The sequence below is a fragment of the Thermobifida halotolerans genome, from assembly GCF_003574835.2.
GTDB lineage: Bacteria > Actinomycetota > Actinomycetes > Streptosporangiales > Streptosporangiaceae > Thermobifida > Thermobifida halotolerans.
Map to the genome: position 1 here is coordinate 3,548,032 of NZ_CP063196.1, position 26,438 is coordinate 3,574,469.

Consider the following 26,438-nt stretch of genomic DNA (forward strand, 5'->3'; position numbering starts at 1 on the left):
GCCGTTCCGCTCCCTGTTGATCTTCGACGCACGTGGCGGCGGACCGCGAGACACCGGATGACGGGATCGGCGAAGCACCGATCCCTCCTGTCGAGGAACGCAGAGATCTCACCGGACTCGCGGTAAAGCGGCGAAACGTGTTCTCCGGCCGTGCCGCCCCGTCTGTTCGGGTCGCCGTCTCCGGGCCGGTCCGGTCGGGACGCGGGCTGCGGTGACGGACGTCGGGTGCGGCCGGTCGATTCCGAGAACCGCAACGCGTCGCCACCTACCACGCTACCGAAGGAACACGGAAACGGCCCCGAAGTGACCAACACGTAATGCCTCCGTCACACTCCAGCGGAGTTCCGCCACACGCGTCATTGCGTCCCTACCCAGCGAATGGCGCATATCCCCCCACCGAGGAGGGTCGCGCGTCCGCCCGTACAGTGGGAGCGGCACGGCACCGCCCGCGGCCTCCGCGGCGACCTGCGTTCCCACGGCCGCCTCGGCGCGGTCCCGGCGCCGGGTTCCCCGAAAGGAAGGACATCGTGAGGCTGTTCGGGTTCGGCCGCAGGGAGCCGACGGTCGACGACGGGGCCGTCGCGGCGTCACGGGCCGCGGACCGCGCGGAGGCGGCCTTCCGCTCCGCCTACGGCACGGCGCCGACCGGGGTGTGGTGGGCGCCCGCCACGCTTGCGCTGTGCGGCGACCACTTCGGCGGCGGCGACACGCGGGTTCTGTCGGTGGCCCTGCCCTGGGGGGCCGGGGTGGCGCTCGCTCCCGCCGACGACACGGCCGTGGAGGTCCGCTCCACCCGCTCCCCCTCCCGCCCGGTGCGCCTCCCCGGCCGCCACCCGCGCCGCGTGCCCGGGTGGGCCGCCGCCGTCCTGGCGGCTCTGGCCGTGTCGGGCGGCGCGGTCCCGGGTCTGCGCGTCATGGTCGACCTCGGTCCCTTCGACGCCGCGCCGCACGCCACGGTCGCCTGCGCGGTGCTGCTGGCCGCCACCGAGATCCACCGGGGCGCGGACGCCGCCGCGGACCGCGCGGTCCTGGCCCGCACCGCGCGGAAGGTCCTGGCCGACCACATCGCCTCCGACACCGCCGACGCGGTCCCCGAGACCGCGCTGCGCGCAACGGCCGACCACGCGTTCCTGCTGGACCGGCGCACCGGACGGGGCCGTCCGCTGCCGCTGCCGCTGGGGGAGGCGGGACTGCGGCTGCTCGTCGTCGACGCCGGGACCGCGGTTCCGGGGCGTCTGGCGGCCGAACGGCGCGCCGAGTGCGCCCGCGCCGCCGCGGCGCTGGGCGTGTCCGCCCTGCGTGACGTGGCCGATCTGGCCGGGGCGCTGGCCGCGCTGGACGACGCGACGCTGCGGCTGCGGGTGCGGCACGCCGTCGCCGAGACGCACCGGGTGAACGCGGTGGCCGGGCTGCTGCACTCGGGAGCGGCCGAGGAGATCGGGCCGGCCCTCAGCGCCTCGCACCTGTCCCTGCGGGACGCCTTCGCCACCGTGTGCCCCCGGCTCGACACCGCGGCCGACACGGCCGTGCGCCGGGGCGCCCGGGGCGCCCGGATGACCGGCTCCGGTCGCCGCGCCGTCGCCCTCGTTCCCGACGGGCGCGTGGCGGCGGTGCGCGCGGGCATCGACGCGGCTTTCGCGGCACGTCGCTGGCCCGCCCCGCGCTCGGGGGCCGCCGCCCCCGCCGGGGGCGCTCGCAGACTCCGCTGACCGGGGCGGGGAAACGTCGGCGACAGTCCGAACCCACATAGCATGTGGCACGTCCAAAGAGGACGTAAAACCAGGCGGACCGCCGCGAACGAAGAGGCGATCGACACGATGGCTGACAGACCGAACAGGAACGACCGCGTCCCCGGCGGCTCGTCGGAAGGCCAGGACCGGACCGGGGTGTTCCGGCGCGCCCCCGGTGGCGGCATCCCCGACAAGATCGACAGCCTCTACCGGCCCGAGCCGTCCGCGCGTCCCGGGCCGGACGCCACCGCGACCCGCCGCATGTCGCAGGTCGGCGGCGACACGCCGCGCCGCTCCTCCTCGCGCGGTCCCTCCCGCGGCCGGGTCTACGACGGCACGGGACGGGAGCGCCGGGAGCGGGAACGCCGTGCCAGGCGCCGCAGGAACATCGCGGTCACCGTGCTGGTACTGCTCGTGCTGCTTCCGACGGTCTTCTACTTCTGGGCCGACTCGCGGTTGCAGCGGGTGGAGGCGCTGGCCGACTACGAGGGCCGCCCCGAGGACCAGCCCGGCACCACCTACCTGATCGTCGGCTCCGACAGCCGCGAGGGGCTCAGCGAAGAGGACATGGACGAGCTGCGCACCGGCAGCGCCGAGGGCAAGCGCACCGACACGATCATGGTCCTGTACGTGCCCGAGGACGGCAGGTCCGCCATTATCAGCGTGCCCCGCGACTCCTACGTGGACATCCCCGGCATCGGCTCCAACAAGATCAACGCGGCCTTCGCCGAGGCGCTGGGCGGCGGACCCGCCACCCTGGTGCAGACGTTCGAGCAGGCCAGCGGGGTGCACATCGACCACTACGTGGAGATCGGGTTCGCCGGGTTCGTCGACATCGTCGACGCCGTGGGCGGCGTCGAACTGTGCCCGGAGGAGCCGATGCAGGACCCCAAGGCCGGACTGGACATCGAGGCGGGCTGCCAGGTGATGGACGGCGCGACCGCGCTGGGCTACGTGCGCACCCGGGCGACGCCGCGCGCCGACCTGGACCGCATCCAGCGGCAGCGCGAGTTCTTCAGCGCCCTGGTCGAGCAGGCGACCGCCCCCGGCACCCTGCTCAACCCCTTCCGCTCCGTTCCGCTGGTGCTCAACGGCACCGCGACGTTCAGCGTGGACGAGGGCGACCACCTGTCGGACCTGGCCTGGATGGCGCTGGCCATGCGGGAGTCCCCCGCCACGACCGCGATCCCGGTCGGCTCCACCCCCACCCTGGAGGTCGGTTCGGTGGTGCTGTGGGACGAGGCCCGCTCGGAGGAGATGTTCACCGCCATGCGCGAGGGCGAACCGATCCCCGACTCGGCGATGCAGGACTGATCCCGGCCCCGAAAACCAGAAAGAGGCCCCGCGCTTGTTCAGCTGCGGGGCCTCCCTGGTGACGCTCCGCGTCGTGCGCCTACCCCCCAGCGGCTGCACAACGGGTCACGTCGTCTTTCGGAGAAAGTCTCTGTGTTGTTCCCTCTGTGTCTTCAACACTAGGGGCCCGCGGGTAAAGAGCACCGGTGGCCTCATGTCAAGAGTAAGCAAACCCTCACCGCGCAGATATGGACATTCTCGGTGATCTTGTTTTCGCGGTCGTGACCGAGGGTCGGCCGCGGCCGCGACGCCGCTCCGACGGCGAGGAGAACCCCCGACGGCGAAGGGGTCGGCGGTCCGAAGACCACCGACCCCGTGGAGCGCCCTCCCGGGGCCGCGGTCCTCGGACCGCCGGTCCCCGCCAGCGCTCGATCAGCCCAGGCGCTTCTGCAGGTTCTCGTCGAGCGCGGCGAGGAACTGCTCGGTGGTCAGCCACTCCTGGTCGCCGCCGACCAGGAGCGCCAGGTCCTTGGTCATCTGGCCGCCCTCGACGGTCTTGATGACGACGTCCTCGAGGGTGTTGGCGAACTCGACGACCGCCGGGGTGTTGTCGAGCTTGCCCCGGTGCTCCAGGCCGCGGGTCCAGGCGAAGATGGACGCGATCGGGTTGGTGGAGGTGGGCTTGCCCTGCTGGTGCTGGCGGTAGTGGCGGGTGACCGTGCCGTGCGCGGCCTCGGCCTCGACGGTCCGGCCGTCGGCGGTGCGCAGCACCGAGGTCATCAGGCCCAGCGAGCCGAAGCCCTGCGCGACGGTGTCGGACTGCACGTCACCGTCGTAGTTCTTGCAGGCCCAGACGTAGCCGCCCTCCCACTTGAGCGCGGCGGCGACCATGTCGTCGATCAGCCGGTGCTCGTAGGTCAGCCCGGCCTTCTCGAACCTCTCCTTGAACTCGCTCTCGTAGATCTCGGCGAACACGTCCTTGAACATGCCGTCGTAGGCCTTGAGGATGGTGTTCTTGGTGGACATGTACACCGGGTAGTTGCGGTCGAGGCCGTAGTTGAAGCTGGCCCGCGCGAAGTCCTCGATGGACCTGCGGTAGTTGTACATGCCCATGGCGACGCCGCCGCCCTCGGGGAAGCGGGCGACCTCCATCTCGACGGGCTCGCCGCCGTCCTCCGGGGTGTAGGTGATGGTGACCGTGCCGGGGCCCGGGACCTTGAAGTCGGAGGCCTTGTACTGGTCGCCGTGGGCGTGGCGGCCGATGATGATCGGCTTGGTCCATCCGGGGACCAGGCGCGGCACGTTGGAGCAGATGATCGGCTCGCGGAAGACCACACCGCCGAGGATGTTGCGGATGGTGCCGTTGGGCGAACGCCACATCTTCTTGAGGCCGAACTCCTCGACCCGGGCCTCGTCGGGGGTGATGGTCGCGCACTTGACCCCGACGCCGTGCTCCTTGATGGCGTGGGCCGCGTCGACCGTCACCTGGTCGTCGGTGCGGTCGCGCTCCTCGATGCCCAGGTCGTAGTACTTGAGGTCGACGTCCAGGTACGGCAGGATCAGCCGCTCCTTGATGAAGGACCAGATGATCCGGGTCATCTCGTCGCCGTCGAGCTCTACTACGGGGTTCTCAACCTTGATCTTGGCCATGGCTCGTGGCTGTCCCTTCGTATGGCGTGTGGCCGGACCGCGGGCACGGCGCCGTGGTGTGACGGCTTCCCTGTCCGTGGCTCATGTGTTCGCCGCAGGAGTCCCTCCCCCGGTCCGCTCCCGGTCGCACCGGGCCACCGCGCCGGCGTGGAGGGCACTCCGTCTGTATCGACGCTGCGGTATCTCGATATCAAGCTTATTAGTCGGAGGCGTGGCTCACAGCTGCGGGGCCACCCACGCCAGGACGATGAGAAGCACCGCGAGCGTGACGAGTGTGGCCACATCCACCCAGCGGCGGCGTACCGCCAGCATTCCGACCCGCTCGGCGGGCAGGACCGCGCGCAGGACCGCGCCCAGCAGCAGCGAACCGGCGATGATGGCCGGACCGCGTTTGAAGTGGGCCGCTGCGACCACGACCGTCCCCGCGCCCATCATGGCGAGCACCAGAAGGTAGGGCACCTGGTTCAGCCAACCCGGGCCTTCGGCGTCGGAGACCCGCTCCGCCTCTTCGGCTCCGGCCGGTCCGCCCTCCCCTGTGGACTGTGACATGTCCGCTCGGCCCGCTGTCGCCGCCTCCACCGTTTCCTGGCTCACCGCACACCTCACGCTAGCGCATACCTGCCCCGGGACCGGCCGAGACGACGGGGCCCACCACGGCGCGACGCTCCCTGCGACCATGCGCGCCCGCGACCGGAAACTCTCCGCGGGCGGTGCCGCACACCACCGCCCCGGCGGCCCCGTGTCGCCGCTGGCCACACGTGATCCCATTCTATTGACCACCCACGGGCCGACTTGCCCGAAGAATCGGTCCGTCACCAAATCGCCGAAAACCAGTCTGATTCTCGGTGAAATGTCACGAATCTCCCGAGTTATCTACCCTACTGACCGGTAAGCGCATAGAAGCCCCACCTCACGGGTAACCACACATGAGATGAGTGCCACGGGCGAGCGAGGACAATCCCTATGAATCCCACTCAATCGACGGCATCCAGCCGTGCCGCGATCAGCGCGGCGCCTCCCGCCGTCTCCCGTCGCAGACATCCGCACCGGTCGCGCCCCACAACGGGAGGAACAACCGTGGACGACCCCTACATAAGGGTCGAGGAGAGCGGCGACGTCCACCCCCTGACCGCCGAGGTGACCACGGTCGGACGAGGCAGGGGCACCGACATCGTCCTCTCCGACCCGAGTGTCTCGCAACTGCACGCCGAGTTCGTCCGCCGCGGCCCCTACGTCTACGTCGTTGACCTCGGACTGTCCCGCAACGGCACCCGCGTCAACGGCCGCCCCATCGCCCGGCGGGTGCTGAACGAAGGCGACATCATCAGTTTCGGAGCCGCCCGCTGCAAGATCGGCGGGCTCCCCCGGGAGGATCTCCACCCCGAGGTCGAACTGCGCCGAGGCGGCGCCCCCGAACTCACCCGCCGCGAACTCGACGTCCTGACATCACTGTGCCGTCCCGCACTGTCCGACGACGCGTTCGTCGCCCCCGCGACCGCCCGACAGATCGCCGAGGACCTCGTGGTCACCGAGGCCGCGGTCAAACAGCACCTGCTCCGCCTCTACCAGAAGTTCCGCATCGCCGAAGGCGTCAACCGCCGCACCCGGTTGGCCAACGAGGTCGTGGCCCTGGGCCTGGTGCGTCCCATGCCGCCCTCCGAACGGGAACGCCAGGCGAGCTGACCGCCCGGCGAGAGACGCCGCGCCCCGGGTCTCTCGCCGGGTCCGTCTCAGGCCAGCGACCGCTCGGCCGCCTCGACCACGTTCACCAGGAGCATCGCGCGGGTCATCGGCCCCACACCGCCCGGGTTGGGCGACACGTGCCCGGCCACCTCGACCACGTCCGGGGCCACGTCGCCGACCAGACCGCTCTCGGTCCGCGAGACGCCCACGTCGAGCACGGCCGCCCCCGGACGCACCATGTCCCCGGTGATCAGCCCCGGAACACCGGCGGCGGCCACCACGATGTCGGCGCGGCGCGTGTGCTCGGCCAGGTCGCGGGTGCCGGTGTGGCACAGCGTCACCGTCGCGTTCTCCGAACGGCGGGTCAGCAGCAGCCCCAGCGGACGCCCCACGGTCACCCCGCGGCCCACCACGACCACCTCGGCGCCCTTGAGCGGCACACCGTAGCGGTTCAGCAGCTCCACGATGCCGCGCGGCGTGCACGGCAGCGGCGCCTCCTCCATCAGCACCAGCCTGCCCAGGTTGGACGGCTGGAGCCCGTCGGCGTCCTTGGCCGGATCGATCAGCCCGAGCACCCGGTTCTCGTCCAGCCCTCTGGGCAGCGGAAGCTGCACGATGTAGCCGGTGCACGCGGGGTCGGCGTTGAGTTCGGCCACCGCGGCCTCCACGTCGGCCTGGGTGGCGTCCGCCGGAAGGTCCCTGCGGATGCTGGCGATGCCCACCTCCGCGCAGTCGCGGTGCTTGCCCCGCACGTAGGAGTGGCTGCCCGGGTCGTCACCCACGAGGACCGTGCCCAGTCCCGGCACGACCCCCCTGGCGCGCAGCGCGGCCACCCGCTCCTTCAGCTCCGCCCGGATCGCCGCGGCGGTCGCCTTTCCGTCCAGCACCTGTGCTGTCACCGTGATGCCTCTCTGCTCGGCGGGGCCGGGTCGGCCCCGCGTTCCCTGCTCCGCCGGTTCAGTGGAAGAAGTGCCGCGTCCCGGTGAAGTAGAGGGTGACCCCGGCACGCTCGGCCGCGGCGACGACCTCCTCGTCGCGCACCGACCCGCCCGGCTGCACGACCGCGCGCACCCCCGCGTCGGTCAGCACCTCCAGGCCGTCGGGGAACGGGAAGAAGGCGTCGCTGGCGGCCACCGCTCCCTTGACCCGGTCCCCGGCGCGCGAGACCGCCAGCCGCGCCGAGTCCACCCGGTTGACCTGCCCCATGCCCACGCCCACCGTGGCGCGGTCGGCGGCCAGCAGGATCGCGTTGGACTTCACCGAACGCACCGCGCGCCAGGCGAACACCAGGTCCGCCAGCGTCGCCTCGTCGGCGGCCGGCCCGGCCCGTAGCTGCCAGGCGGCCGGGTCGTCACCGGGCGCGTCCACCAGGTCGGCCGACTGCAGCAGCAGTCCACCGCTGATCTGCCGCGTCTCCGGACGCGCCGAGCGGTCCGGTTCGGCCACCTCGAGCAGGCGGATGTTCTTCTTGCGGGTCAGGACCTCCACGGCCTCCGGCGTGAAGCCGGGAGCCGCCACGACCTCGGTGAACACCTCGGCGACCTGCGCGGCCATCGCCTCGTCCACGATGCGGTTGGCGGCGATCACCCCGCCGAACGCCGACACCGGGTCGCAGGCGTGCGCCTTGCGGTGCGCCTCGGCGATGCTCGCGCCCACCGCGATCCCGCACGGGTTGGCGTGCTTGATGATCGCCACGCACGGGTCGGCGAAGTCGTAGGCGGCGCGCAGCGCGGCGTCGCCGTCCACGTAGTTGTTGTACGACATCTCCTTGCCGTGCAACTGGCGCGCCCCGGCCAGCCCCCGGTCCGCCGGGTCCTGGGACCGGTACAGCGCCGCGCCCTGGTGCGGGTTCTCGCCGTAGCGCAGCGTCGCCTGCCGCGTGTAGGCGACCGCGGTGAACTCGGGCCACCCCGACTCCGCGGCCACCTCGTCGGGGGCGTAGACCGACGCGAACCAACCGGCCACCGCGGCGTCGTAGCTCGCGGTGTGCGCGTAGGCCGCCGCGGCCAGCCGCCTGCGCTGCTCCAGCGTGAAGCCGCCCGCGCGCACCGCCTCCAGCGCCTCGTCGTAGCGCGCGGGGTCCACGACCACCGCGACGCTCGGGTGGTTCTTGGCCGCGGCGCGCACCATCGCGGGACCGCCGATGTCGATCTTCTCGATGCACTCCTCCGGCGATGCGCCCGAGGCCACCGTGTCGGCGAACGGGTAGAGGTTGACGACGACCAGGTCGAACGGGGCGATGCCGAGTTCGTCGAGCTGGGCGCGGTGGTCGGCCTTGGTGCGGTCGGCGAGCAGACCCGCGTGCACGTTCGGGTGCAGGGTCTTGACCCGCCCCTCGAAGCACTCGGGGAAGCCGGTGACGTCCTCGACCGGGGTGACCGGGACCCCCGCCTCGGCCAGCCGGGAGGCCGTGGAACCGGTGGAGACGATCTCCACGCCCGCCTCGGCGAGGCCCAGGCCCAGCGCCTCCAGTCCGGTCTTGTCGTAAACGCTGATCAACGCACGCCGAACGGCCTGCTGTGTCACCGGTTCTCCTCTGTCACGTCCTTACTGGGCGCACCGCCCAGCTTCACCTGTCGATCGTTCAGGGCCCAGCCGTGGCGGGCGAGCCTGCCCACGACGTCCACGAGCATGCGGCGCTCCACCGTCTTGATGCGCTCGTGCAGCGAGGCGGCGTCGTCGCCGTCCTCGACCCGCACCACGACCTGCTCGATCACCGGTCCGGTGTCCACGCCCTCGTCGACGAAGTGCGCGGTGGCACCGGTGACCTTGACCCCGTAGTCCAGCGCGTCGCGCACCGCGTGCGCCCCGGGGAACGCGGGCAGCAGCGCCGGATGGATGTTGATGACCGTGTTCTCCCGGAGCACCTCGTGGCCGAGAATGCGCATGAACCCGGCGGAGACCACCAGGTCCGGGGCGAACTCCGCGATCCGCTCGGCGAGCGCGCGGTTCCACTCACTCCGGTCGGAGTACTCGGAGAAGGGGACCACGAAGGTGGGCACCCCCGCCTGCTCGGCGCGGGCCAGCCCGGCGGCTGCGCGGTCCGCCCCGACCGCGACGACCGTCGCGCCGTAGGCCGGATCCGCCGCCGCGTCGAGCAGGGCCGCCATGTTGCTTCCCGTGCCCGAGATGAGGACGACTACTCGCGCCGACAGTGCTTCCTCCCCTGTGTGCGGACGGTGCGGGGACAACGGGTCCCCGGCCCCGGGCGTGGACCACACGGTCCCCGGGGTGTGCTGCCCTGTGGCCGACAGGGCACGGCAGGGTGAACCACCCGTGCTGGGAATCAGCCTATCCCGCCACGCGGTGTCGCCGTGGAAGCCGGGGTCCGGTGGCGTATTCCTCCGGCCCGCCCGCGGCACCGGAACACCGCCGCGGACACCCGGTAGCGTCTAAGGAGACGAGATCCGCATCCACCCACTGTTGAGGAGCCCCCTGTGAACGGTGAGCCGTCGGCGCCGCAGCCCGAAGGACAGCAGGCCACTGTCGAACGCGGTGGCCTGTGGGGGCTCATGCTCTCCATCGCCGGTCTGCTGCTGCTTCCCTTCAGTGCGGTCCTGTCCGTGATCGGCATCGTGCAGGGCGCGCGCGCCCGCAGGAACGCGAAGTCCAGGGGCGGGCAGGCTCCGGGAGCCGTGCTGAGCATCGTCGTCGGCGCCGTCGGTGTCCTGTGGGGGCTGCTGGTGACCGTGGGCCTGGTGGTGTTCTTCGACGAGCTCACCGCCTACAGCCAGTGCAGCGCCCGCGCCAACACGGTCAGCGCCCAGGAGGAGTGCGACGACGCCTACGCCGAGGCGATCAGCGAGCGCTTCCCCGACCAGCCGTGGGTGCGGGAGCTGGTCGAGAACAACCAGGTCAGCCCGTAGGCTCCGCACCGTCCGACGCCGGGGGCGCGGGGTCGGCCTCGTAGGTGACGCCGTACAGCTCCTCCGCGTCGTCCTCCTCGCGGTCGGGTCCGCGGCGTCCGATCCGCCGCGGACGCGGCAGGCGGATTCGGGGCAGCCGCACGCGGGGCCGTCGGGCCGCGAGCCGCGGCGTGGACTCCGGTCCGGCGTCGTCGTCCCGGGGCTCCCCGTCGTCCCCGGCGTCGGCCGCGACGCGCCTGAGGTGCCGCCAGTTCACCACCCACGCGGCGATCGCGGCGCTCACCCCCACCTCCAACGCCGTGATCACGCCGACCTGCCAGGGCGAGGGACCGATGTCGACCAGTCGGTCCGCTCCCAGGGGGCCTCCGGCCAGTGACGCCAGCCCGGCCCACAGAGCGCCCGTGACCACACCGCACGCGAATCCCCACAGGGGCGCCGCCTCGTTGACCGGCACCGGCGCGCCGCGCAGCGTGCGCGCTCCGCCGACCGCGCCGGCGAGGAAGGGCGCCGCGAGCGTCAGCAGGGACAGCGCGGGCGCGGGACCGTTGTCGGGCAGCGCCGCCAGCATCGGAAACTCCGGCAGCGGCCCCAGCGCCACCCCGGTGGGCGCCACGACCGTGTCCGTTCCGATCGAGAAGCCCGGACCCACCGCGTAGGAGACGCCGAAGACGATCGCGTTGGGCAGGTACAGCAGTTGGATGACGAACAGCAGTACGCCGCCGACCACGCCGGGCCCGAGCTCTCGGGTGGTGGTGACCGCCTCGCCGAAGTCGGCCGCCAGTCCGGCGAAGAACAGCAGTGTGCCCGCCAGCAGCAGGATCGCCGCCGCGTTGAGGACGCCCGTCAGGAGCAGTCGGGGGCGGGTGGGCATGCGTTCCAGGAGCCTGCGCCGCGGAATGCCCCTGTCCCTGAGGAGCTGCCGCAGCACGCCCAGCCCTCCGGCGGTGAACGCGAGCAGGAATCCGGTGAGCAGCGCCTGGACCATGCTGGGCTGGACCGCCTCGTCGCGGCCCACCAGCGCCAGCGTGCCCGCGATGGCCGCGTACGGCCCGGCCAGGGCGAGCGCGCCCCGGAAGGCGTCCCTGAGCCTGGGGAGGACGCAGACGCGCGCCAGGCGCCGCCCGGAGTGGTACAGCAGCAGGCCGGGCAGGACCAGCAGGCCGATGGGAAACATTCCCACCCGGCCGTTGGAGGTGGTGAGTTCGACGTGGTGGCCGACCAGCCACACGCGGATCGCCACCCGGAACGCGTCGACGATGTCGTCGCCGAACGTGGCGAGCGGGGCGGCGATCCATCCGACCAGGGTGAGGGTGGTGAGTGTGGCCAGACCGACCGCGGCGGCCGACGCCGCTCCGATCCCGCCCGACGCGTACAGCGGGCGGGGCGGACGGCCGGGGACGCCCGGCCGCGTCCCGGCCGGACGGCTGCCGCGTCGGTCGGGGGTGCGGGATCTGCTACGGCCGGGCGGGTCCCGGCGCACGGACGGTCCTGGAGGCGCACTCACACGTCCATGCTCCCAGCCCGCCCGGCTCCCGGTCGCCTATTCGGCTGGCGTGTCGGAACTTGCCGGAAAAGCCCCGTGTGGTAGGGCGTGTCCCGGAGGAAGTCCAGGTGGCCTCGGCCCGAGGGGGTCTTCCAAGCTCGGCCCGTGGGGGTGGGCGGGAAACCGTGAGGGACACGCACGCCGAAGGGGATGTGCCGGCAACCGCTGGTGGCCCGTCCCGGACCGCCCTGGAACACCTCGCCCGCCCTCGGCTTCCCGGCCCCGCCCGGAAACGGGAGGACCCGCCGCGGCACGGCAGCCGCGGCGGGTCCTCCCGTGTGAAGCGCTAGAACAGCGCGCGCGCCAGCTTCGCGGTCTCGCTGGGCGTCTTGCCCACCTTGACTCCGACGGCCTCAAGGGCCTCCTTCTTGGCGGCGGCGGTTCCGGAGGAACCGGAGACGATGGCTCCGGCGTGGCCCATCGTCTTGCCCTCGGGAGCGGTGAAGCCCGCGACGTAGCCCACGACGGGCTTGGTCACGTGCTCCCTGATGTACTCCGCGGCCCGCTCCTCGGCGTCGCCGCCGATCTCACCGATCATCACGATCGCGTCGGTGTCGGGGTCGGCCTCGAACGCGGCGAGCGCGTCGATGTGCGTGGTGCCGATGATCGGGTCGCCGCCGATGCCCACGCAACTGGAGAAGCCGATGTCCCGCAGCTCGTACATCATCTGGTAGGTGAGCGTGCCGGACTTGGACACCAGGCCGATGCGGCCCGGCTTGGTGATGTCGGCCGGGATGATGCCCGCGTTGGACTGTCCGGGCGAGATGAGGCCGGGGCAGTTGGGGCCGATGATGCGGGTCTTGTTGCCCTTGCTCCTGGCGTGGGCCCAGAAGACGGCGGTGTCGTGCACCGGGATGCCCTCGGTGATGACCACCGCGAGGCCGATCTCGGCGTCGATCGCCTCGATCACGGCGTCCTTGGCGAACTTGGGCGGCACGAAGATCACGGTGACGTCGGCGCCGGTGCTCTTGATGCCCTCGGCCACCGAGCCGAACACGGGCACCTGGGTGCCGTCGAAGTCGACGCTCTGACCGGCCTTGCGCGGGTTGACGCCGCCGACGATGGTGGTGCCCGACGCGAGCATGCGTCGGGTGTGCTTGGTGCCCTCGGAACCGGTCATGCCCTGGACGAGGACCTTGCTGTCCTTGGTGAGGAAGATAGCCATGTCGTTTGAGTCCCCCCGCGCTTACTTCGCGGCCAGTTCGGCGGCCTGTGCGGCGGCGCCGTCCATGGTGTCCACCTGGCGGACCGCCGGGTGGTTGCGGTCGTTGAGGATCGAGCGGCCGAGTTCGGCGTTGTTGCCGTCCAGGCGCACCACCAGCGGCTTGGTCACGTCCTCGCCCCTGGCCTCGAGCAGCTCCAGCGCCTGCACGATGCCGTTGGCGACCGCGTCGCACGCGGTGATACCGCCGAAGACGTTCACGAAGACGCTCTTGACGGACGGGTCGCCGAGGATGATCTCCAGGCCGTTGGCCATGATCTCGGCGGACGCGCCGCCGCCGATGTCGAGGAAGTTCGCGGGCTTGACGCCGCCGCGCTCCTCACCGGCGTAGGCGACGACGTCCAGCGTGGACATGACCAGTCCGGCGCCGTTGCCGATGATGCCGACCTCGCCGTCGAGCTTGACGTAGTTGAGGCCCTTCTCCTTGGCCCTGACCTCGAGCGGGTCGCCTTCCGCGGCGGAGGCCAGCGACGCCAGGTCCTGGCGGAACTCGGCGTTCTCGTCCAGCGTGACCTTGCCGTCCAGGGCGACCACGCGGCCGTCCTCGGTGAGGATGAGCGGGTTGACCTCGACGAGGGTCGCGTCCTTGCCGACGAAGACGTCCCAGAGCTTGGTGATCACCTCGACGGCGCCCGCGGCGGCGGCCTCGGGCAGTCTGCCCTGGGCGACGATGTCGGCGGCGACCTCGGCGGGAGCACCCTTGAGCGGGTCGATCGCGACCTTCGCGACCGCGTCGGGGTTGGTCGCCGCGACCTCCTCGATCTCCACGCCGCCCTCGGCGGAGCAGATGGAGAGGAAGGTGCGGTTCGCACGGTCCAGCAGGAAGGAGAAGTAGTACTCCTCCGCGATGTTGCTGGCCTCTTCGACGAGGACCCGGTGGACGGTGTGGCCCTTGATGTCCATGCCGAGGATCTGCTCGGCCCTGGCGACCGCGTCATCGGGGCCGTCGGCCACCTTGACGCCACCCGCCTTACCCCGGCCTCCGGTCTTGACCTGGGCTTTCACCACGACACGGGTCTTACCCGCGGCTGCGAACTCTTCGGCGATGGCACGCACCTCCTCGGGCGTGCTCGCCACCTTTCCCTGGGGTACCGGAACCCCATACTCCGCGAAGAGTGCCTTCGCCTGGTATTCGAACAGGTCCACGAGGGTCCGTCCTTGTGACTCGCTGGCTGGGTGTTCTGCGGAGGTCGTCTCGCTCAGCGCGGGAACCTCTTCCGGTCGCACCGCGTTGAAATATGCTCGTAAGAGCCATCCGCACCATCGGGAAGCTTATCCAGCCCGCGTTGCGGCGACAGACACCGGGTTGCCGATGACCAGTGGCGGGACCTCCCCGAACTGGCTGCTTGTCCGTTATTCCCCGCTCTTCGCCGATAACCCGTGTGACGGTTCACACAGAATTCACAGGTCCGCCTGTACCGCCGTGAACGCGGTCGGAGTGTCCGCCCGCGGCCGAGGCGGCCCGGCGGCCCTCAGGCGAACTGGTCGATTCCGAGTCTGACGACGAGGAGGACCACGACCACCAGCAGGACGCCGCGGACGAATCCCGTGCCCCGGCTCAGTGCCATGCGCGCGCCCACCTGGGCCCCGACGATGTTGCACACCGCCAGGCCCAGGCCGATCAGCCACATCACGTCGCCGTTGAGAGCGAACACGGTGATGGCTCCGAGGTTGGTGGCCGTGTTGACGATCTTGGCCGAGGCCGAGGCGGTGACGAAGTCCAGACCGATGATCGAGGTCAACGCGATGATCAGGAAGGTGCCGGTGCCCGGCCCGATGAGGCCGTCGTAGCAGCCGACTCCCAGCCCGACGACCAGCACCGCGACGAGCACGCGGATCGGGGTGCGCAGTCTCGGCTCGGCGACCCTGCCCATGGCGGGACGCAGGACCACGAAGGCAGCGACGCCCAGCAGCACCACCATGATGATCGGGCGCAGCGCCGCGGAGGACACCGCTCCCGCGAGCGCGGCCCCACCTCCCGCTCCCAGGAGTGCGAGTCCGGCCGCCGGCCACACGACCCGGGCTTCGGTCTTGACTCCGCGGGCGTAGGTGATGGCGGCCGAGCAGGTGCCGAAGATCGCGGTCAGTTTGTTGGTCCCGAGCACGGCGGCCACCGGTGCCGTCGGGAAGGCCAGGAGGAGGGTCGGGAGCATGAGCAGTCCGCCGCCGCCCACGACCGCGTCGATCCATCCAGCGGCTGCCGCGGCGACCAGTAGCAGCGCGATGATCTCTACGTCCATGCGCTACCGGACCGGCGGGCGGAGGGATGTCCGGGGAGATCCCGGCGGGGGATACCTGTTGTCACGGAGTGGGAGCTTATTCCCCCCTCGTGTCGCCGTTGTGGGCGCCCTGTGTCCGCAGCGGGATGCCGCGCGTGGGCGCGGGTGGCGGTCCGGCGGGTAGTGGGCGGACATGAGCGAGGACTTCGACCGTATGGATACCGACGAGTTGCGGGAACGCGCGGTGGCTCTGGCCCGGAAGCGCTGGGACGTCGGCTACCTGTGGGAGTTGGTGGAGCACGTCCCGGGAGCCGAGGCGGTTGCGGGCCGCCCGGAGGCGGGCGAGGCCGGGGTGACCAAGATGTCGGGGTTGTTCAGCGCACTGGTCGCGGAACGTGAGGGGGACCAGCAGCTCCGGGAGGCGCTGCGCCCGCTCTATCTGGACTATCTGCGCAGGCACAACGATTCCTGACCTCTTCGGCCGCGCACGGGAACCGGTGAATGTGCTTTTCGGCACAGAACAGAAAAAGGGGCCACCACAAACGGTGACCCCTTTTTCGGGCAGGCAGAAACACAGAGACGGTCCCGCCTTCAGAACATCCCCCAACGCAAAAAAAGAGAGGGGCCACCCCTTGCGGGGGCGGCCCCTCTCCAACACTGTGTACGGCGGCGACCTACTCTCCCACCCCACCAAAGAGGCAGTACCATCGGCGCTGGACGGCTTAACTACCGGGTTCGGAAAGGGACCGGGTGGACCCCGCCCGCTATGACCGCCGTAACCCTCACACCCACCCACACACCCAACAAAGGCATGCAAGCAGGAAACCTCAACATGAACAACGTGCGCGAGCACCCAGCATCTGCGGTGGACAAGCCCTCGGCCGATTAGTACCGGTCAGCTCCACCCCTCACAGGGCTTCCACATCCAGCCTATCAACCCCATCATCTCTGGGGAGCCTTACCCACTCGAAGTGGAAGGAGACCTCATCTCGAAGCAAGCTTCCCGCTTAGATGCTTTCAGCGGTTATCTCTCCCGAACGTAGCCAACCAGCCATGCCCCTGGCGGGACAACTGGCACACCAGAGGTTCGTCCATCCCGGTCCTCTCGTACTAGGGACAGCCCTTCTCAAGTCTCCAACGCGCGCAGCGGATAGGGACCGAACTGTCTCACGACGTTCTAAACCCAGCTCGCGTGCCGCTTTAATGGGCGAACAGCCCAACCCTTGGGACCAACTCCAGCCCCAGGATGCGACGAGCCGACATCGAGGTGCCAAACCATCCCGTCGATACGGACTCTTGGGGAAGATCAGCCTGTTATCCCCGGGGTACCTTTTAGCCGTTGAGCGACGCCGCTTCCACACGCCGACGCCGGATCACTAGTCCCTGCTTTCGCACCTGCTCGACACGTCCGTCTCACAGTCAAGCTCCCTTGTGCACTTACACTCACCACCTGATTGCCAACCAGGCCGAGGGAACCTTTGGGCGCCTCCGTTACCCTTTAGGAGGCAACCGCCCCAGTTAAACTACCCACCAGACACTGTCCCCGAACCGGATCACGGCCCCAGGTTAGATGCCCGAAACAGCCAGAGTGGTATTTCACCAACGCCTCCACCCGAACTAGCGTCCGAGCTTCACCGGCTCCCACCTATCCTACACAAACCATCCCAAACACCAATGTCAAGCTGTAGTGAAGGTCCCGGGGTCTTTCCGTCCTGCTGCGCGAAACGAGCATCTTTACTCGTAGTGCAATTTCACCGGGCCCACGGTTGAGACAGCGGGGAAGTCGTTACGCCATTCGTGCAGGTCGGAACTTACCCGACAAGGAATTTCGCTACCTTAGGATGGTTATAGTTACCACCGCCGTTTACCGGCGCTTAGATTCCCAGCCTCGACCCGAAGGTCTAACCGGTCCTCTTAACGTTCCGGCACCGGGCAGGCGTCAGTCCGTATACCGCGTCTTACGACTTCGCACGGACCTGTGTTTTTAGTAAACAGTCGCTTCCCCCTGGCCTCTGCGACCCCACCCAGCTCCGGACGCACAGTCCATCACCAGACAGGGCTCCCCTTCTCCCAAAGTTACGGGGACAATTTGCCGAGTTCCTTAACCATGGTTCACCCGAACGCCTCGGTATTCTCTACCAGACCACCTGCGTCGGTTTCGGGTACGGGCCGCCCACACACTCGCTAGAGGCTTTTCTCGACAGTACGGGATCACTCACTTCGGCTCAACGCCTCGACATCACGCCTCACCCCTGTAACGGAGCACGGATTTACCTGCACTCCGGGCTACACGCTTGACCCGGGACAACCACCGCCCGGTAGAGCTACCCCCCTGCGTCACCCCATCACTTACCTACTACCTCCTCGGACCCCACGCCGACACCCACCATCATCCGAAGACAACAGCAGCGCCGGTGGTGGTTAGCATCAGAAGCCTCGGTATCGGGCGCATGCGGACGGGTACGGGAATATCAACCCGTTATCCATCGACTACGCCTGTCGGCCTCGCCTTAGGCCCCGACTCACCCTGGGCGGATTAACCTGCCCCAGGAACCCTTAGTCAATCGGCGCACACGTTTCTCACGCGTGTTTCGCTACTCATGCCTGCATTCTCACTCCCACGCAGTCCACCCCGGATCACTCCACGGCTTCACCCCACGCAGGACGCTCCCCTACCACACCAGGAAAACCTGGCATCCACGGCTTCGGCGGTGTGCTTAAGCCCCGCTACATTATCGGCGCACAATCACTCGACCAGTGAGCTATTACGCACTCTTTCAAGGATGGCTGCTTCTAAGCCAACCTCCTGGCTGTCTCAGCAACTACACAACCTTTCCCACTTAGCACACGCTTAGGGGCCTTAGCCGATGATCTGGGCTGTTTCCCTCTCGACCACGAAGCTTATCCCCCGCAGTCTCACTGCCACGCTCAACTTCACCGGCATTCGGAGTTTAGCTGACCTCAGTAACCTTGTCGGGCCCATCAGCCAACCAGTCGCTCTACCTCCGGCAAGCACCACGCAACGCTGCACCTAAATGCATTTCGGGGAGAACCAGCTATCACGGAGTTTGATTGGCCTTTCACCCCTACCCACACCTCATCCCCCAGGTTTTCAACCCTGGTGGGTTCGGGCCTCCACGAGGTCTTACCCCCGCTTCACCCTGGACATGGGTAGATCACCCCGCTTCGGGTCCACAGCATGCGACTCAAACGCCCTCTTCAGACTCGCTTTCGCTACGGCTCCCCCACCCGGGTTAACCTCGCCACACACCATGACTCGCAGGCTCATTCTTCAAAAGGCACGCCATCACCCACCCCAAAAGACAGGCTCTGACGGCTTGACAGCACACGGTTTCAGGTACTCTTTCACAACCCCTCACCGGGGCACTTTTCACCTTTCCCTCACGGTACTCGTCCACTATCGGTCACCAGGACGTATTCAGGCTTAGCAGGTGGTCCTGCCAGATTCACACGGAATTCCTCGGGCTCCGCGCTACTCGGGAACACATCCAACACCATGCCGACAGGCTTCGCCTACGGGACTCTCACCCACTCCGGTACCGTTTCCCACCGGTTTCGACTACCCACGACACAAGCGCTCCAGGCCGGCAGACCCAGACAGACACGCCCCACAACCCCACACACGCAACGACTGCCGTCTTTACCACGCATGCGGTTTAGCCACCATCCCCTTTCGCTCACCACTACTCAGGGAATCACTGTTGTTTTCTCTTCCTGCGGGTACTGAGATGTTTCACTTCCCCGCGTCACCACCAACTGCCCTATACATTCAGACAGCGGCGACGTGCCATAACGCACGCCAGGTTTCCCCATTCGGACACCCACGGATCAACGCCCGGTTGACAACTCCCCGTGGACTATCGCGGCCTCCCACGTCCTTCATCGGCGCCTGGTGCCAAGGCATCCACCGTATGCCACTCTCGCTTGGCCACCACAGAAACAAGATGCTCGCGCACACTATCCACAAATCAAAACACACACCACACACCCGACCACCACCAGACAGGACCCAACCAGACCCACGTCCAACCAAACCCCACCCGGAGTTCGTCGGGATGGCACCCGCGGAAACAACCACCCAGCACCCCACCCACCCGGGCAGGACACCAAGGAAACACGGTTGCTCCCTCAGACACCCAACAGCGCGCCCCCACCAGACCACAAAGACCCAGCAGGGGAAGTTCGCTCTCACAACCGAGTACCAGACCCCGGCCACCGACAACCGGCGACACCAGAGCTGGTTCCACTCACGAGCCCGCCAACCCATCGACAAAACGGTTGGCTCGAAAAGCTCCTTAGAAAGGAGGTGATCCAGCCGCACCTTCCGGTACGGCTACCTTGTTACGACTTCGTCCCAATCACCAGCCCCACCTTCACACGCTCCCTCCCCGAAGGGTTAGGCCACGCGTTTCGGGTGTTGCCGACTTTCGTGACGTGACGGGCGGTGTGTACAAGGCCCGGGAACGTATTCACCGCGGCGTTGCTGATCCGCGATTACTAGCGACTCCACCTTCATGGGGTCGAGTTGCAGACCCCAATCCGAACTGAGACCGGCTTTAAGAGATTCGCTCCGCCTCACGACATCGCACGCCCTCTGTACCGGCCATTGTAGCATGTTTGCAGCCCAAGACATAAGGGGCATGATGACTTGACGTCATCCCCACCTTCCTCCGAGTTGACCCCGGCAGTCTCCCATGAGTCCCCACCATCACGTGCTGGCAACATGGAACAAGGGTTGCGCTCGTTGCGGGACTTAACCCAACATCTCACGACACGAGCTGACGACAGCCATGCACCACCTGTCACCGATCCCCGAAGGACCCCACATCTCTGCAGGATTACCGGTGATGTCAAACCTTGGTAAGGTTCTTCGCGTTGCGTCGAATTAAGCAACATGCTCCGCCGCTTGTGCGGGCCCCCGTCAATTCCTTTGAGTTTTAGCCTTGCGGCCGTACTCCCCAGGCGGGGCGCTTAATGCGTTAGCTACGGCACGGAAACCGTGGAAAGTCCCCACACCTAGCGCCCAACGTTTACAGCGTGGACTACCAGGGTATCTAATCCTGTTCGCTCCCCACGCTTTCGCTCCTCAGCGTCAGGTAAGGCCCAGAGACCCGCCTTCGCCACCGGTGTTCCTCCTGATATCTGCGCATTTCACCGCTACACCAGGAATTCCAGTCTCCCCTACCTACCTCAAGCCTGCCCGTATCCACTGCACACCCGAAGTTAAGCCCCGGGCTTTCACAGCAGACGCGACAAGCCGCCTACGAGCTCTTTACGCCCAATAATTCCGGACAACGCTCGGACCCTACGTATTACCGCGGCTGCTGGCACGTAGTTAGCCGGTCCTTATTCCCCACCTACCGTCAACCCCCAGAACACTGGAAGCCTACGTCAGTGGTAAAAGAGGTTTACAACCCGAAGGCCGTCATCCCCCACGCGGCGTCGCTGCGTCAGGCTTCCGCCCATTGCGCAATATTCCCCACTGCTGCCTCCCGCAGGAGTCTGGGCCGTGTCTCAGTCCCAGTGTGGCCGGTCGCCCTCTCAGGCCGGCTACCCGTCATCGCCTTGGTAGGCCATCACCCCACCAACAAGCTGATAGGCCGCGAGCCCATCCCCAACCGAAACAACTTTCCACCCCCACCCATGCAGGCAGGAGTCATATCCGGTATTAGACCCGGTTTCCCGGGCTTATCCCAGAGTCAGGGGCAGGTTACTCACGTGTTACTCACCCGTTCGCCGCTCGTGTACCCCCGAAGGGGCCTTACCGCTCGACTTGCATGTGTTAAGCACGCCGCCAGCGTTCGTCCTGAGCCAGGATCAAACTCTCCATCAAAGGCCAAACACCACCCACACCCGCCAGGGCGCAGGCAGCAAACCTGAAACAGAGGCTCATCCCGACCAGACACCCAAACCAGGGTGCCGATCAAAGGAACCCCCACCCCCTCACAACCATGAGGAAGTGGCAGGAGCCAAAATCACAAACTCGGCTGTAAAAACAAACACGCGCTGTTGAGTTCTCAAGAAACAACCGCCGACCGTCCACAAGCCACCAGGCTCTTCCCCAGCCGCGGCATTCCCGCTACACCCCCCAGAAACCAACCGACTCGCGTCAGTCCTTGTTTCCGGGGTGTTTCCACTCTACCCCCTGCCCGAGACTCCTCGGACCACCCGGTTCGGAGTGGAACCAGAACCAGCCCGCCCGCGACCCTCGCCGCGTTCGTTCCGCTCAGTTCACTTCCCAGACTACCCGCTCCGCAGAGTGCTCCGCACAACCACCGAACGGACCCTGGACACGCCACCTCACACCCGGGAAACCCCAGGCCATCGGCGACGCCGAAAGACTCTAGCCGACCCCCGCCCATTTGGCGAACCAGGCCGGGCAAACCAGTACAACAGGCATCAGGCCCAGGCTATTCCCGGCCCCCTCCCGAAGGAGGTACCGCCTGCTGACGGCTCCGACTCGGTCCAACAGGATCAGGTCCGGGGTTATTCCCCGACCCCCTCCTACGGGAGGAGGAGCCACCTGCCGGCCGGTCCTACCCGCTACAACAGGCGCAGGCCCCGGATTGTTCCCGAACCCTCCCGCCTGTCCAGCGGACCGAACCAGTCCAACAGACGCCGGGGCCGGACTATTCCCGGCCCCCTCCCGAAGGAGAGACAGCCACCTGCTGACGGGTCCGACTCGGTCCAACAGGATCAGGTCCGGGGTTATTCCCCGACCCCCTCCTACGGGAGGAGGAGCCACCTGCCGGCCGGTCCTACCCGCTACAACAGGCGCAGGCCCCGGATTGTTCCCGAACCCTCCCGCCTGTCCAGCGGACCGAACCAGTCCAACAGACGCCGGGGCCGGACTATTCCCGGCCCCCTCCCGAAGGAGAGACAGCCACCTGCTGACGGGTCCGACTCGGTCCAACAGGATCAGGTCCGGGGTTATTCCCCGACCCCCTCCTACGGGAGGAGGAGCCACCTGCCGGCCGGTCCTACCCGCTACAACAGGCGCAGGCCCCGGATTGTTCCCGAACCCTCCCGCCTGTCCAGCGGACCGAACCAGTCCAACAGACGCCGGGGCCGGACTATTCCCGGCCCCCTCCCGAAGGAGAGACAGCCACCTGCTGACGGGTCCGAACCAGTCCAACAGACACGGGTCCCGGTTTGTTCCCCCGCCGTGGCGGTCCCTCAGAGCTTCTCGATCGGCGCGAACCTGACCATGAGGTCCTTCTCGCCGATGTCCGCCCCGAAGTCGACGCGGACCTTGGTACGGTCCCCCGTCCCGTCGACCAGGAGTACCGTGCCCAGCCCGAACGAGTCGTGGTTCACCTTGTCCCCCGGGCGCAGTGACGGCACCCGGCGCTCCGGCCTGCGGGTCGCCACCGAACCGCGCACGGGAGAGGCGGACCGTCCGAACGCGCCCATCGAGGACTCCGCACGGCGCCAGGTCACCAGCTCCGCGGGAATCTCGTCCAGGAAGCGCGACGCGGGGTTGTAGGCGGGCGCCCCCCAGGAGCTGCGCACCGCGGCCCGGCTGAGGTAGAGCCGCTCCTGCGCCCGGGTGATCCCCACGTAGGCCAGCCTCCGCTCCTCCTCCAGCGCCGACCGGTCGCCGAGCGTACGCAGGTGCGGGAAGACCCCGTCCTCCAGACCGGTGAGGAAGACCACGGGAAACTCCAGTCCCTTGGCCGAGTGCAGCGTCATGAGCGTGACCGCTCCCCCCTGCTCGTCGGCGTCGGGCACCTGGTCGGTGTCGGCGATGAGGGAGATCTGCTCCAGGAAGTCCACCAGCGTCGGCTCGGCGGCCTCCTCCGTGCCGGTCCCGTCCGCGTCGTCCGCCTCCTCGCCCGGCACGCCGCCGAAGGACGCCTCGAACTCGCGGGCGACCCCGACGAACTCCTCCAGGTTCTCCACCCGGCTCTCGTCCTGGATGTCCTTGGAGTTGACGAGTTCGCTCAGGTAGCCGGTGCGTTCCAGGACCGCCTCGACCATCTCGGCCGGGCTGCTCGTGGGGACCAGCGCCTCCAGCTCCTCCAGCAGGGCGACGAACTCCCGGATCGCCTTGAGCGAACGGGTCGCGATCCCCGGCGCCTCGTCCGCGCGGCGCAGCGCCCTGGCGAAGGTGATCCGCTCCCGGGCGGCGAACAGCTCGACCACCGCCTCCGCGCGGTCGCCGATGCCCCGCTTGGGCACGTTCAGGATCCGGCGCAGGCTCACCGTGTCCTCCGGGTTGGCGAGCACCCGCAGGTAGGCGAGGATGTCGCGGATCTCCCTCCGCTCGTAGAACCGCACTCCGCCGACGATCCGGTACGGCAGCCCGGTACGGACGAACACCTCCTCCAGCACCCGGGACTGGGCGTTGGTCCGGTAGAAGACCGCGACGTCACCGGGCGTGCAGGCGCCCTCGTCGGTGAGGGTGTCGATCTCGCCGACGACGAACGCCGCCTCGTCGTGCTCGTTGTCGGCGACGTAACCGACGATGGGCGGCCCCTCGCCCCTGGCCGACCACAGGTCCTTGGGGCGCCGCTCCGCGTTGCGCGCGATGACGGCGTTGGCCGCGGTCAGGATGTTCTGGCTGGACCGGTAGTTCTGCTCCAGCAGGATGGTCGTGGCCTGCGGGTAGTCGCGCTCGAACTCCAGGATGTTGCGGATCGTCGCCCCGCGGAAGGCGTAGATGGACTGGTCGGCGTCGCCCACCACGCACAGCTCCGGTCCCGGGAGCGCCGAGTCGGTTTCGGCGGGGCCCACGAGCGCGCGCACCAGTTCGTACTGGGCGTGGTTGGTGTCCTGGTACTCGTCCACGAGCAGGTGCCGGAACCGCCGCCGGTAGTACTCGGCGACCTCGGGGAACATCTGGAGCAGGTTGACGGTGACCATGATCAGGTCGTCGAAGTCCATCGCGCCCGCCTCGTACAGGCGCTGCTGGTAGAGCTTGTACGCCTCGGCGAGCGTCCGCTCCTGCTCGTTGGCCGCACGGTCGGCGAAGGTGTCGTAGTCCACCAGTTCGTTCTTGAGGTTCGACACCTGCGCGGAGAACGACTTGGGCGGGAAGCGCTTGGGGTCCAGGTCGAGTTCGCGGCAGACAAGCTGCATCAGCCGCCGGGAGTCGGCGGAGTCGTAGATGGTGAAGCTGCTCGGGTATCCCAGGCGTCCGGCCTCGCGGCGCAGGATGCGCACGCACGCCGAGTGGAAGGTCATGACCCACATGGCGCCTGCCACACGCTCACCCAGCAGTCCCTCGATCCGCTCCCTCATCTCGGCCGCGGCCTTGTTGGTGAAGGTGATCGCGAGCACCTCGCCGGGGCGCACCCCCCGCTCGGCCAGCAGGTAGGCGACGCGGTGCGTGAGGACCCGGGTCTTGCCCGACCCCGCTCCCGCGACGATCAGCAGCGGGCCGCCCTCGTGGAGCACGGCGGCGCGCTGGGGCTCGTTGAGACCTTCGAGAAGCTGCTCTTGGGAGGACACCCCACCAAGGGTAGACGTGGGCGGGGAGGTCGCGGGCCCTCGTGCGGCTACCCTTGGCCGGGTTCCGCGGGGAGCCCTGGGAATACGGTTGTGGAGGATCGGATGCGTGTTTTCATCGACTGCGATCCCGGGATCGACGACGCGCTGGCGCTGGCCTACCTGGCGGCGGAGCCCGGCGTCGAGCTCGTCGGGGTGGGCACGGTCTACGGCAACGCCGCCGTGGAGACCACCACGGACAACGCGGTGCGGCTGCTGCGGCTGTACGAACGCCCGGAAGTTCCGGTCGCGGCGGGCGCGGCCCGCCCCCTGGTGCAGCAGCCCAGTCTGGCCGCGCACGTCCACGGCGCCAACGGTCTCGGCGGCATCGAGGTACCCGCGGTGGAGACGTCTCCGGTCTCCGAGTCCGCCGCCGAACTGCTGGTGCGGCTGGCCCGTTCCGCTCCCGGGGAGATCTGCGTCCTGGCGCTCGGCCCGCTGACCAACCTGGCGCTGGCGCTGGCCCTGGAGCCGCGGCTGCCGCAACTGGTGGACCGCGTGGTGGTCATGGGCGGCGCGGTGCGGGCGCCGGGCAACGTCACTCCGTGGGCGGAGGCCAACGTCAACAACGACCCGGAGGCGGCCGAGGCCGTGCTCGGCGCGGGGTTCGACCTGACCCTGGTCGCGCTGGACGTCACCATGCGCGCCCTGGCGACGGAGCCGTGGCTGGAGGAGTTGGCGGCGCTGGCGGGGGAACGCGCCGGGTACGCGCGCCGGTTCCTCGACTACTACGTGGACTGGTACACCTCGGTGCTGGGCCGGCGGGCGTGCGCGATGCACGACCCCCTCGCGGCGGCGGTGCTGCTCGACCCCGAACTGGTGACGGAGTCGGTGACCGTCCCGGTCCGGGTGGAACTGAGCGGCACCCACACCCGCGGCATGACCCTCGCGGACCTGCGGCCGAAACCGGAGGCGGGCTCCCGGGAACCGGTCGTCCTGCCCACCGAGGTGGACGTCTCCGAGTTCCTCTCCCGCATGCTGCGGGCGCTGCGCTGACGGCCTCAGACGAGTCTGCGCGCGGTGGCCCAGCGGCTCAGCTCGTGCCGGTTGGACAACTGGAGCTTGCGCAGCACCGAGGACACGTGGGTCTCGACGGTCTTGACGGAGATGAACAGCTCCCTGGCGACTTCCTTGTAGGCGTAGCCGCGGGCGATCAGCCGCAGGACCTCGCGCTCCCGCTGGGTGAGGCGGTCGAGTTCGGGGTCCACGGGCGGCGCGTCGGTGGCCGCGAAGGCGTCGAGGACGAACCCCGCCAGCCGGGGGGAGAACACGGCGTCGCCGTCGGCCACCCGCACGATCGCGTCGGCGAGTTCCTTGCCGGAGATGGTCTTGGTGACGTAGCCGCGGGCGCCGCCGCGCACCACGCCGATGACGTCCTCGGCGGCGTCGGAGACCGACAGCGCGAGGAAGCGGATCTCGGGGTGCTTGGTCAGGACCCGGCGGAGCACCTCGACACCGCCCCCTCCGGGGAGGTGGACGTCGAGCAGGACGAGGTCGGGCCGCTGCTCGTTGATGACGTGCACCGCTCCGTCGACGTCTCCGGCCTCGCCGACCACCTCGACGGCGTCGCCGAGTTCACCGCGCACGCCGCTGCGGAACAGCCGGTGGTCGTCGACGATCACGACACGCGGGACACGGCCGCTCGCGAAGGTGTTCTCTTCTCCCACGCCGTGGACTCTACCCGCCGACTCCCCGCCGGGGAACACGGCGTCCGGCATCGGT

General features: G+C 68.7%; 17 protein-coding genes and 3 rRNA genes. 6 read left to right on the plus strand and 14 right to left on the minus strand.

The window, feature by feature from the left end:
• Window positions 1-527: 527 nt before the first annotated feature.
• Together NI17_RS15840 and NI17_RS15845 are read left to right on the plus strand one after the other, a co-directional pair.
• Window positions 528-1,709: a galactokinase family protein gene (locus NI17_RS15840; RefSeq protein WP_084012794.1), complete on the plus strand. Its 1,182-nt coding sequence runs from the start codon at window positions 528-530 to the stop codon at window positions 1,707-1,709.
• Window positions 1,710-1,817: 108 nt separating this feature from the next.
• Window positions 1,818-3,044, plus strand: coding sequence for an LCP family protein (locus NI17_RS15845; RefSeq protein ID WP_068693269.1), 1,227 nt, complete (start codon window positions 1,818-1,820; stop codon window positions 3,042-3,044).
• Between the two features lie 411 nt (window positions 3,045-3,455).
• Here the strand turns inward: NI17_RS15845 and NI17_RS15850 are convergent, their stop codons facing one another.
• Both NI17_RS15850 and NI17_RS15855 read right to left on the minus strand, forming a co-directional pair.
• Window positions 3,456-4,673: an NADP-dependent isocitrate dehydrogenase gene (locus NI17_RS15850; RefSeq protein WP_068693271.1), complete on the minus strand. Its 1,218-nt coding sequence runs from the start codon at window positions 4,671-4,673 to the stop codon at window positions 3,456-3,458.
• Between the two features lie 216 nt (window positions 4,674-4,889).
• Complete coding sequence (locus NI17_RS15855) at window positions 4,890-5,222, minus strand: DUF3017 domain-containing protein (RefSeq protein WP_068693273.1); 333 nt, start codon at window positions 5,220-5,222, stop codon at window positions 4,890-4,892.
• Window positions 5,223-5,750: 528 nt separating this feature from the next.
• Here NI17_RS15855 and NI17_RS15860 point away from each other — a divergent pair.
• Window positions 5,751-6,356, plus strand: a complete 606-nt coding sequence (locus NI17_RS15860) for an FHA domain-containing protein (RefSeq protein WP_068693274.1) — start codon at window positions 5,751-5,753, stop codon at window positions 6,354-6,356.
• A gap of 47 nt (window positions 6,357-6,403) precedes the next feature.
• On the opposite strand, the gene NI17_RS15865 is transcribed toward NI17_RS15860, so the two are convergent.
• From NI17_RS15865 to purN, 3 genes are read right to left on the minus strand one after another with little or no spacing between them, the layout of a single operon-like run.
• Complete coding sequence (locus NI17_RS15865) at window positions 6,404-7,255, minus strand: bifunctional methylenetetrahydrofolate dehydrogenase/methenyltetrahydrofolate cyclohydrolase (RefSeq protein ID WP_068693276.1); 852 nt, start codon at window positions 7,253-7,255, stop codon at window positions 6,404-6,406.
• A 58-nt stretch (window positions 7,256-7,313) separates the two neighbouring features.
• Window positions 7,314-8,882 carry a bifunctional phosphoribosylaminoimidazolecarboxamide formyltransferase/IMP cyclohydrolase gene (gene purH / locus NI17_RS15870; protein WP_068693278.1) on the minus strand — a complete coding sequence of 523 codons (1,569 nt, stop codon included), beginning with the start codon at window positions 8,880-8,882 and terminating at the stop codon, window positions 7,314-7,316.
• Window positions 8,879-9,511 carry a phosphoribosylglycinamide formyltransferase gene (gene purN / locus NI17_RS15875; protein ID WP_084012796.1) on the minus strand — a complete coding sequence of 211 codons (633 nt, stop codon included), beginning with the start codon at window positions 9,509-9,511 and terminating at the stop codon, window positions 8,879-8,881. Before purN ends, purH begins: the two co-directional genes overlap by 4 nt.
• A 282-nt stretch (window positions 9,512-9,793) precedes the next feature.
• On the opposite strand from purN, the gene NI17_RS15880 reads away from it, so the two are divergent.
• Complete coding sequence (locus NI17_RS15880) at window positions 9,794-10,222, plus strand: hypothetical protein (protein ID WP_068693282.1); 429 nt, start codon at window positions 9,794-9,796, stop codon at window positions 10,220-10,222.
• Here the strand turns inward: NI17_RS15880 and NI17_RS15885 are convergent.
• The 4 genes from NI17_RS15885 to NI17_RS15900 all read right to left on the minus strand — a co-directional run bounded on the left by NI17_RS15885 (window position 10,212) and on the right by NI17_RS15900 (window position 15,227).
• Window positions 10,212-11,702: a cell division protein PerM gene (locus NI17_RS15885; protein WP_234402098.1), complete on the minus strand. Its 1,491-nt coding sequence runs from the start codon at window positions 11,700-11,702 to the stop codon at window positions 10,212-10,214. The genes NI17_RS15880 and NI17_RS15885 overlap by 11 nt on opposite strands.
• Before the next feature lie 349 nt (window positions 11,703-12,051).
• Window positions 12,052-12,930, minus strand: a complete 879-nt coding sequence (gene sucD / locus NI17_RS15890) for a succinate--CoA ligase subunit alpha (protein ID WP_068693284.1) — start codon at window positions 12,928-12,930, stop codon at window positions 12,052-12,054.
• A 21-nt stretch (window positions 12,931-12,951) separates the two neighbouring features.
• On the minus strand, window positions 12,952-14,133 hold the full coding sequence (gene sucC, locus NI17_RS15895) for an ADP-forming succinate--CoA ligase subunit beta (protein ID WP_068693286.1): 1,182 nt from the start codon (window positions 14,131-14,133) through the stop codon (window positions 12,952-12,954).
• A 326-nt stretch (window positions 14,134-14,459) separates the two neighbouring features.
• Complete coding sequence (locus tag NI17_RS15900; protein WP_068693287.1) at window positions 14,460-15,227, minus strand: sulfite exporter TauE/SafE family protein; 768 nt, start codon at window positions 15,225-15,227, stop codon at window positions 14,460-14,462.
• A 172-nt stretch (window positions 15,228-15,399) separates the two neighbouring features.
• Here NI17_RS15900 and NI17_RS15905 point away from each other — a divergent pair, with 172 nt between their 5' ends.
• Window positions 15,400-15,678, plus strand: a complete 279-nt coding sequence (locus NI17_RS15905; RefSeq protein ID WP_068693288.1) for a hypothetical protein — start codon at window positions 15,400-15,402, stop codon at window positions 15,676-15,678.
• A 189-nt stretch (window positions 15,679-15,867) separates the two neighbouring features.
• Here NI17_RS15905 and rrf read toward each other — a convergent pair.
• The 4 genes from rrf to pcrA all read right to left on the minus strand — a co-directional run bounded on the left by rrf (window position 15,868) and on the right by pcrA (window position 24,680).
• Window positions 15,868-15,984, minus strand: a 5S ribosomal RNA gene (rrf, locus tag NI17_RS15910).
• Window positions 15,985-16,070: 86 nt separating this feature from the next.
• Window positions 16,071-19,158 (minus strand): 23S ribosomal RNA (locus NI17_RS15915).
• A gap of 368 nt (window positions 19,159-19,526) precedes the next feature.
• Window positions 19,527-21,060, minus strand: a 16S ribosomal RNA gene (locus NI17_RS15920).
• The 16S, 23S and 5S rRNA genes sit together here, the layout of an rRNA operon.
• 1,343 nt (window positions 21,061-22,403) lie before the next feature.
• On the minus strand, window positions 22,404-24,680 hold the full coding sequence (gene pcrA / locus NI17_RS15925; RefSeq protein ID WP_068688395.1) for a DNA helicase PcrA: 2,277 nt from the start codon (window positions 24,678-24,680) through the stop codon (window positions 22,404-22,406).
• Between the two features lie 102 nt (window positions 24,681-24,782).
• Here pcrA and NI17_RS15930 point away from each other — a divergent pair, with 102 nt between their 5' ends.
• Window positions 24,783-25,712 (plus strand): nucleoside hydrolase, encoded by a 930-nt coding sequence (locus tag NI17_RS15930; protein ID WP_068688394.1) that lies wholly within the window; start codon window positions 24,783-24,785, stop codon window positions 25,710-25,712.
• Window positions 25,713-25,717: 5 nt separating this feature from the next.
• Here NI17_RS15930 and NI17_RS15935 read toward each other — a convergent pair whose 3' ends face one another.
• On the minus strand, window positions 25,718-26,383 hold the full coding sequence (locus tag NI17_RS15935; RefSeq protein ID WP_068688470.1) for a response regulator: 666 nt from the start codon (window positions 26,381-26,383) through the stop codon (window positions 25,718-25,720).
• Window positions 26,384-26,438 lie beyond the last annotated feature (55 nt).

What these genes read in the sequence shown, in the direction of transcription:
- NI17_RS15845 (WP_068693269.1), top strand. Translation starts at nt 1,818, where the DNA reads ATGGCTGACAGACCGAACAGGAACGACCGCGTCCCCGGCGGCTCGTCG.
- NI17_RS15850 (WP_068693271.1), bottom strand. Translation starts at nt 4,673, where the DNA reads ATGGCCAAGATCAAGGTTGAGAACCCCGTAGTAGAGCTCGACGGCGAC.
- NI17_RS15855 (WP_068693273.1), bottom strand. Translation starts at nt 5,222, where the DNA reads ATGTCACAGTCCACAGGGGAGGGCGGACCGGCCGGAGCCGAAGAGGCG.
- sucD (WP_068693284.1), bottom strand. Translation starts at nt 12,930, where the DNA reads ATGGCTATCTTCCTCACCAAGGACAGCAAGGTCCTCGTCCAGGGCATG.
- NI17_RS15900 (WP_068693287.1), bottom strand. Translation starts at nt 15,227, where the DNA reads ATGGACGTAGAGATCATCGCGCTGCTACTGGTCGCCGCGGCAGCCGCT.
- NI17_RS15905 (WP_068693288.1), top strand. Translation starts at nt 15,400, where the DNA reads ATGAGCGAGGACTTCGACCGTATGGATACCGACGAGTTGCGGGAACGC.
- NI17_RS15930 (WP_068688394.1), top strand. Translation starts at nt 24,783, where the DNA reads ATGCGTGTTTTCATCGACTGCGATCCCGGGATCGACGACGCGCTGGCG.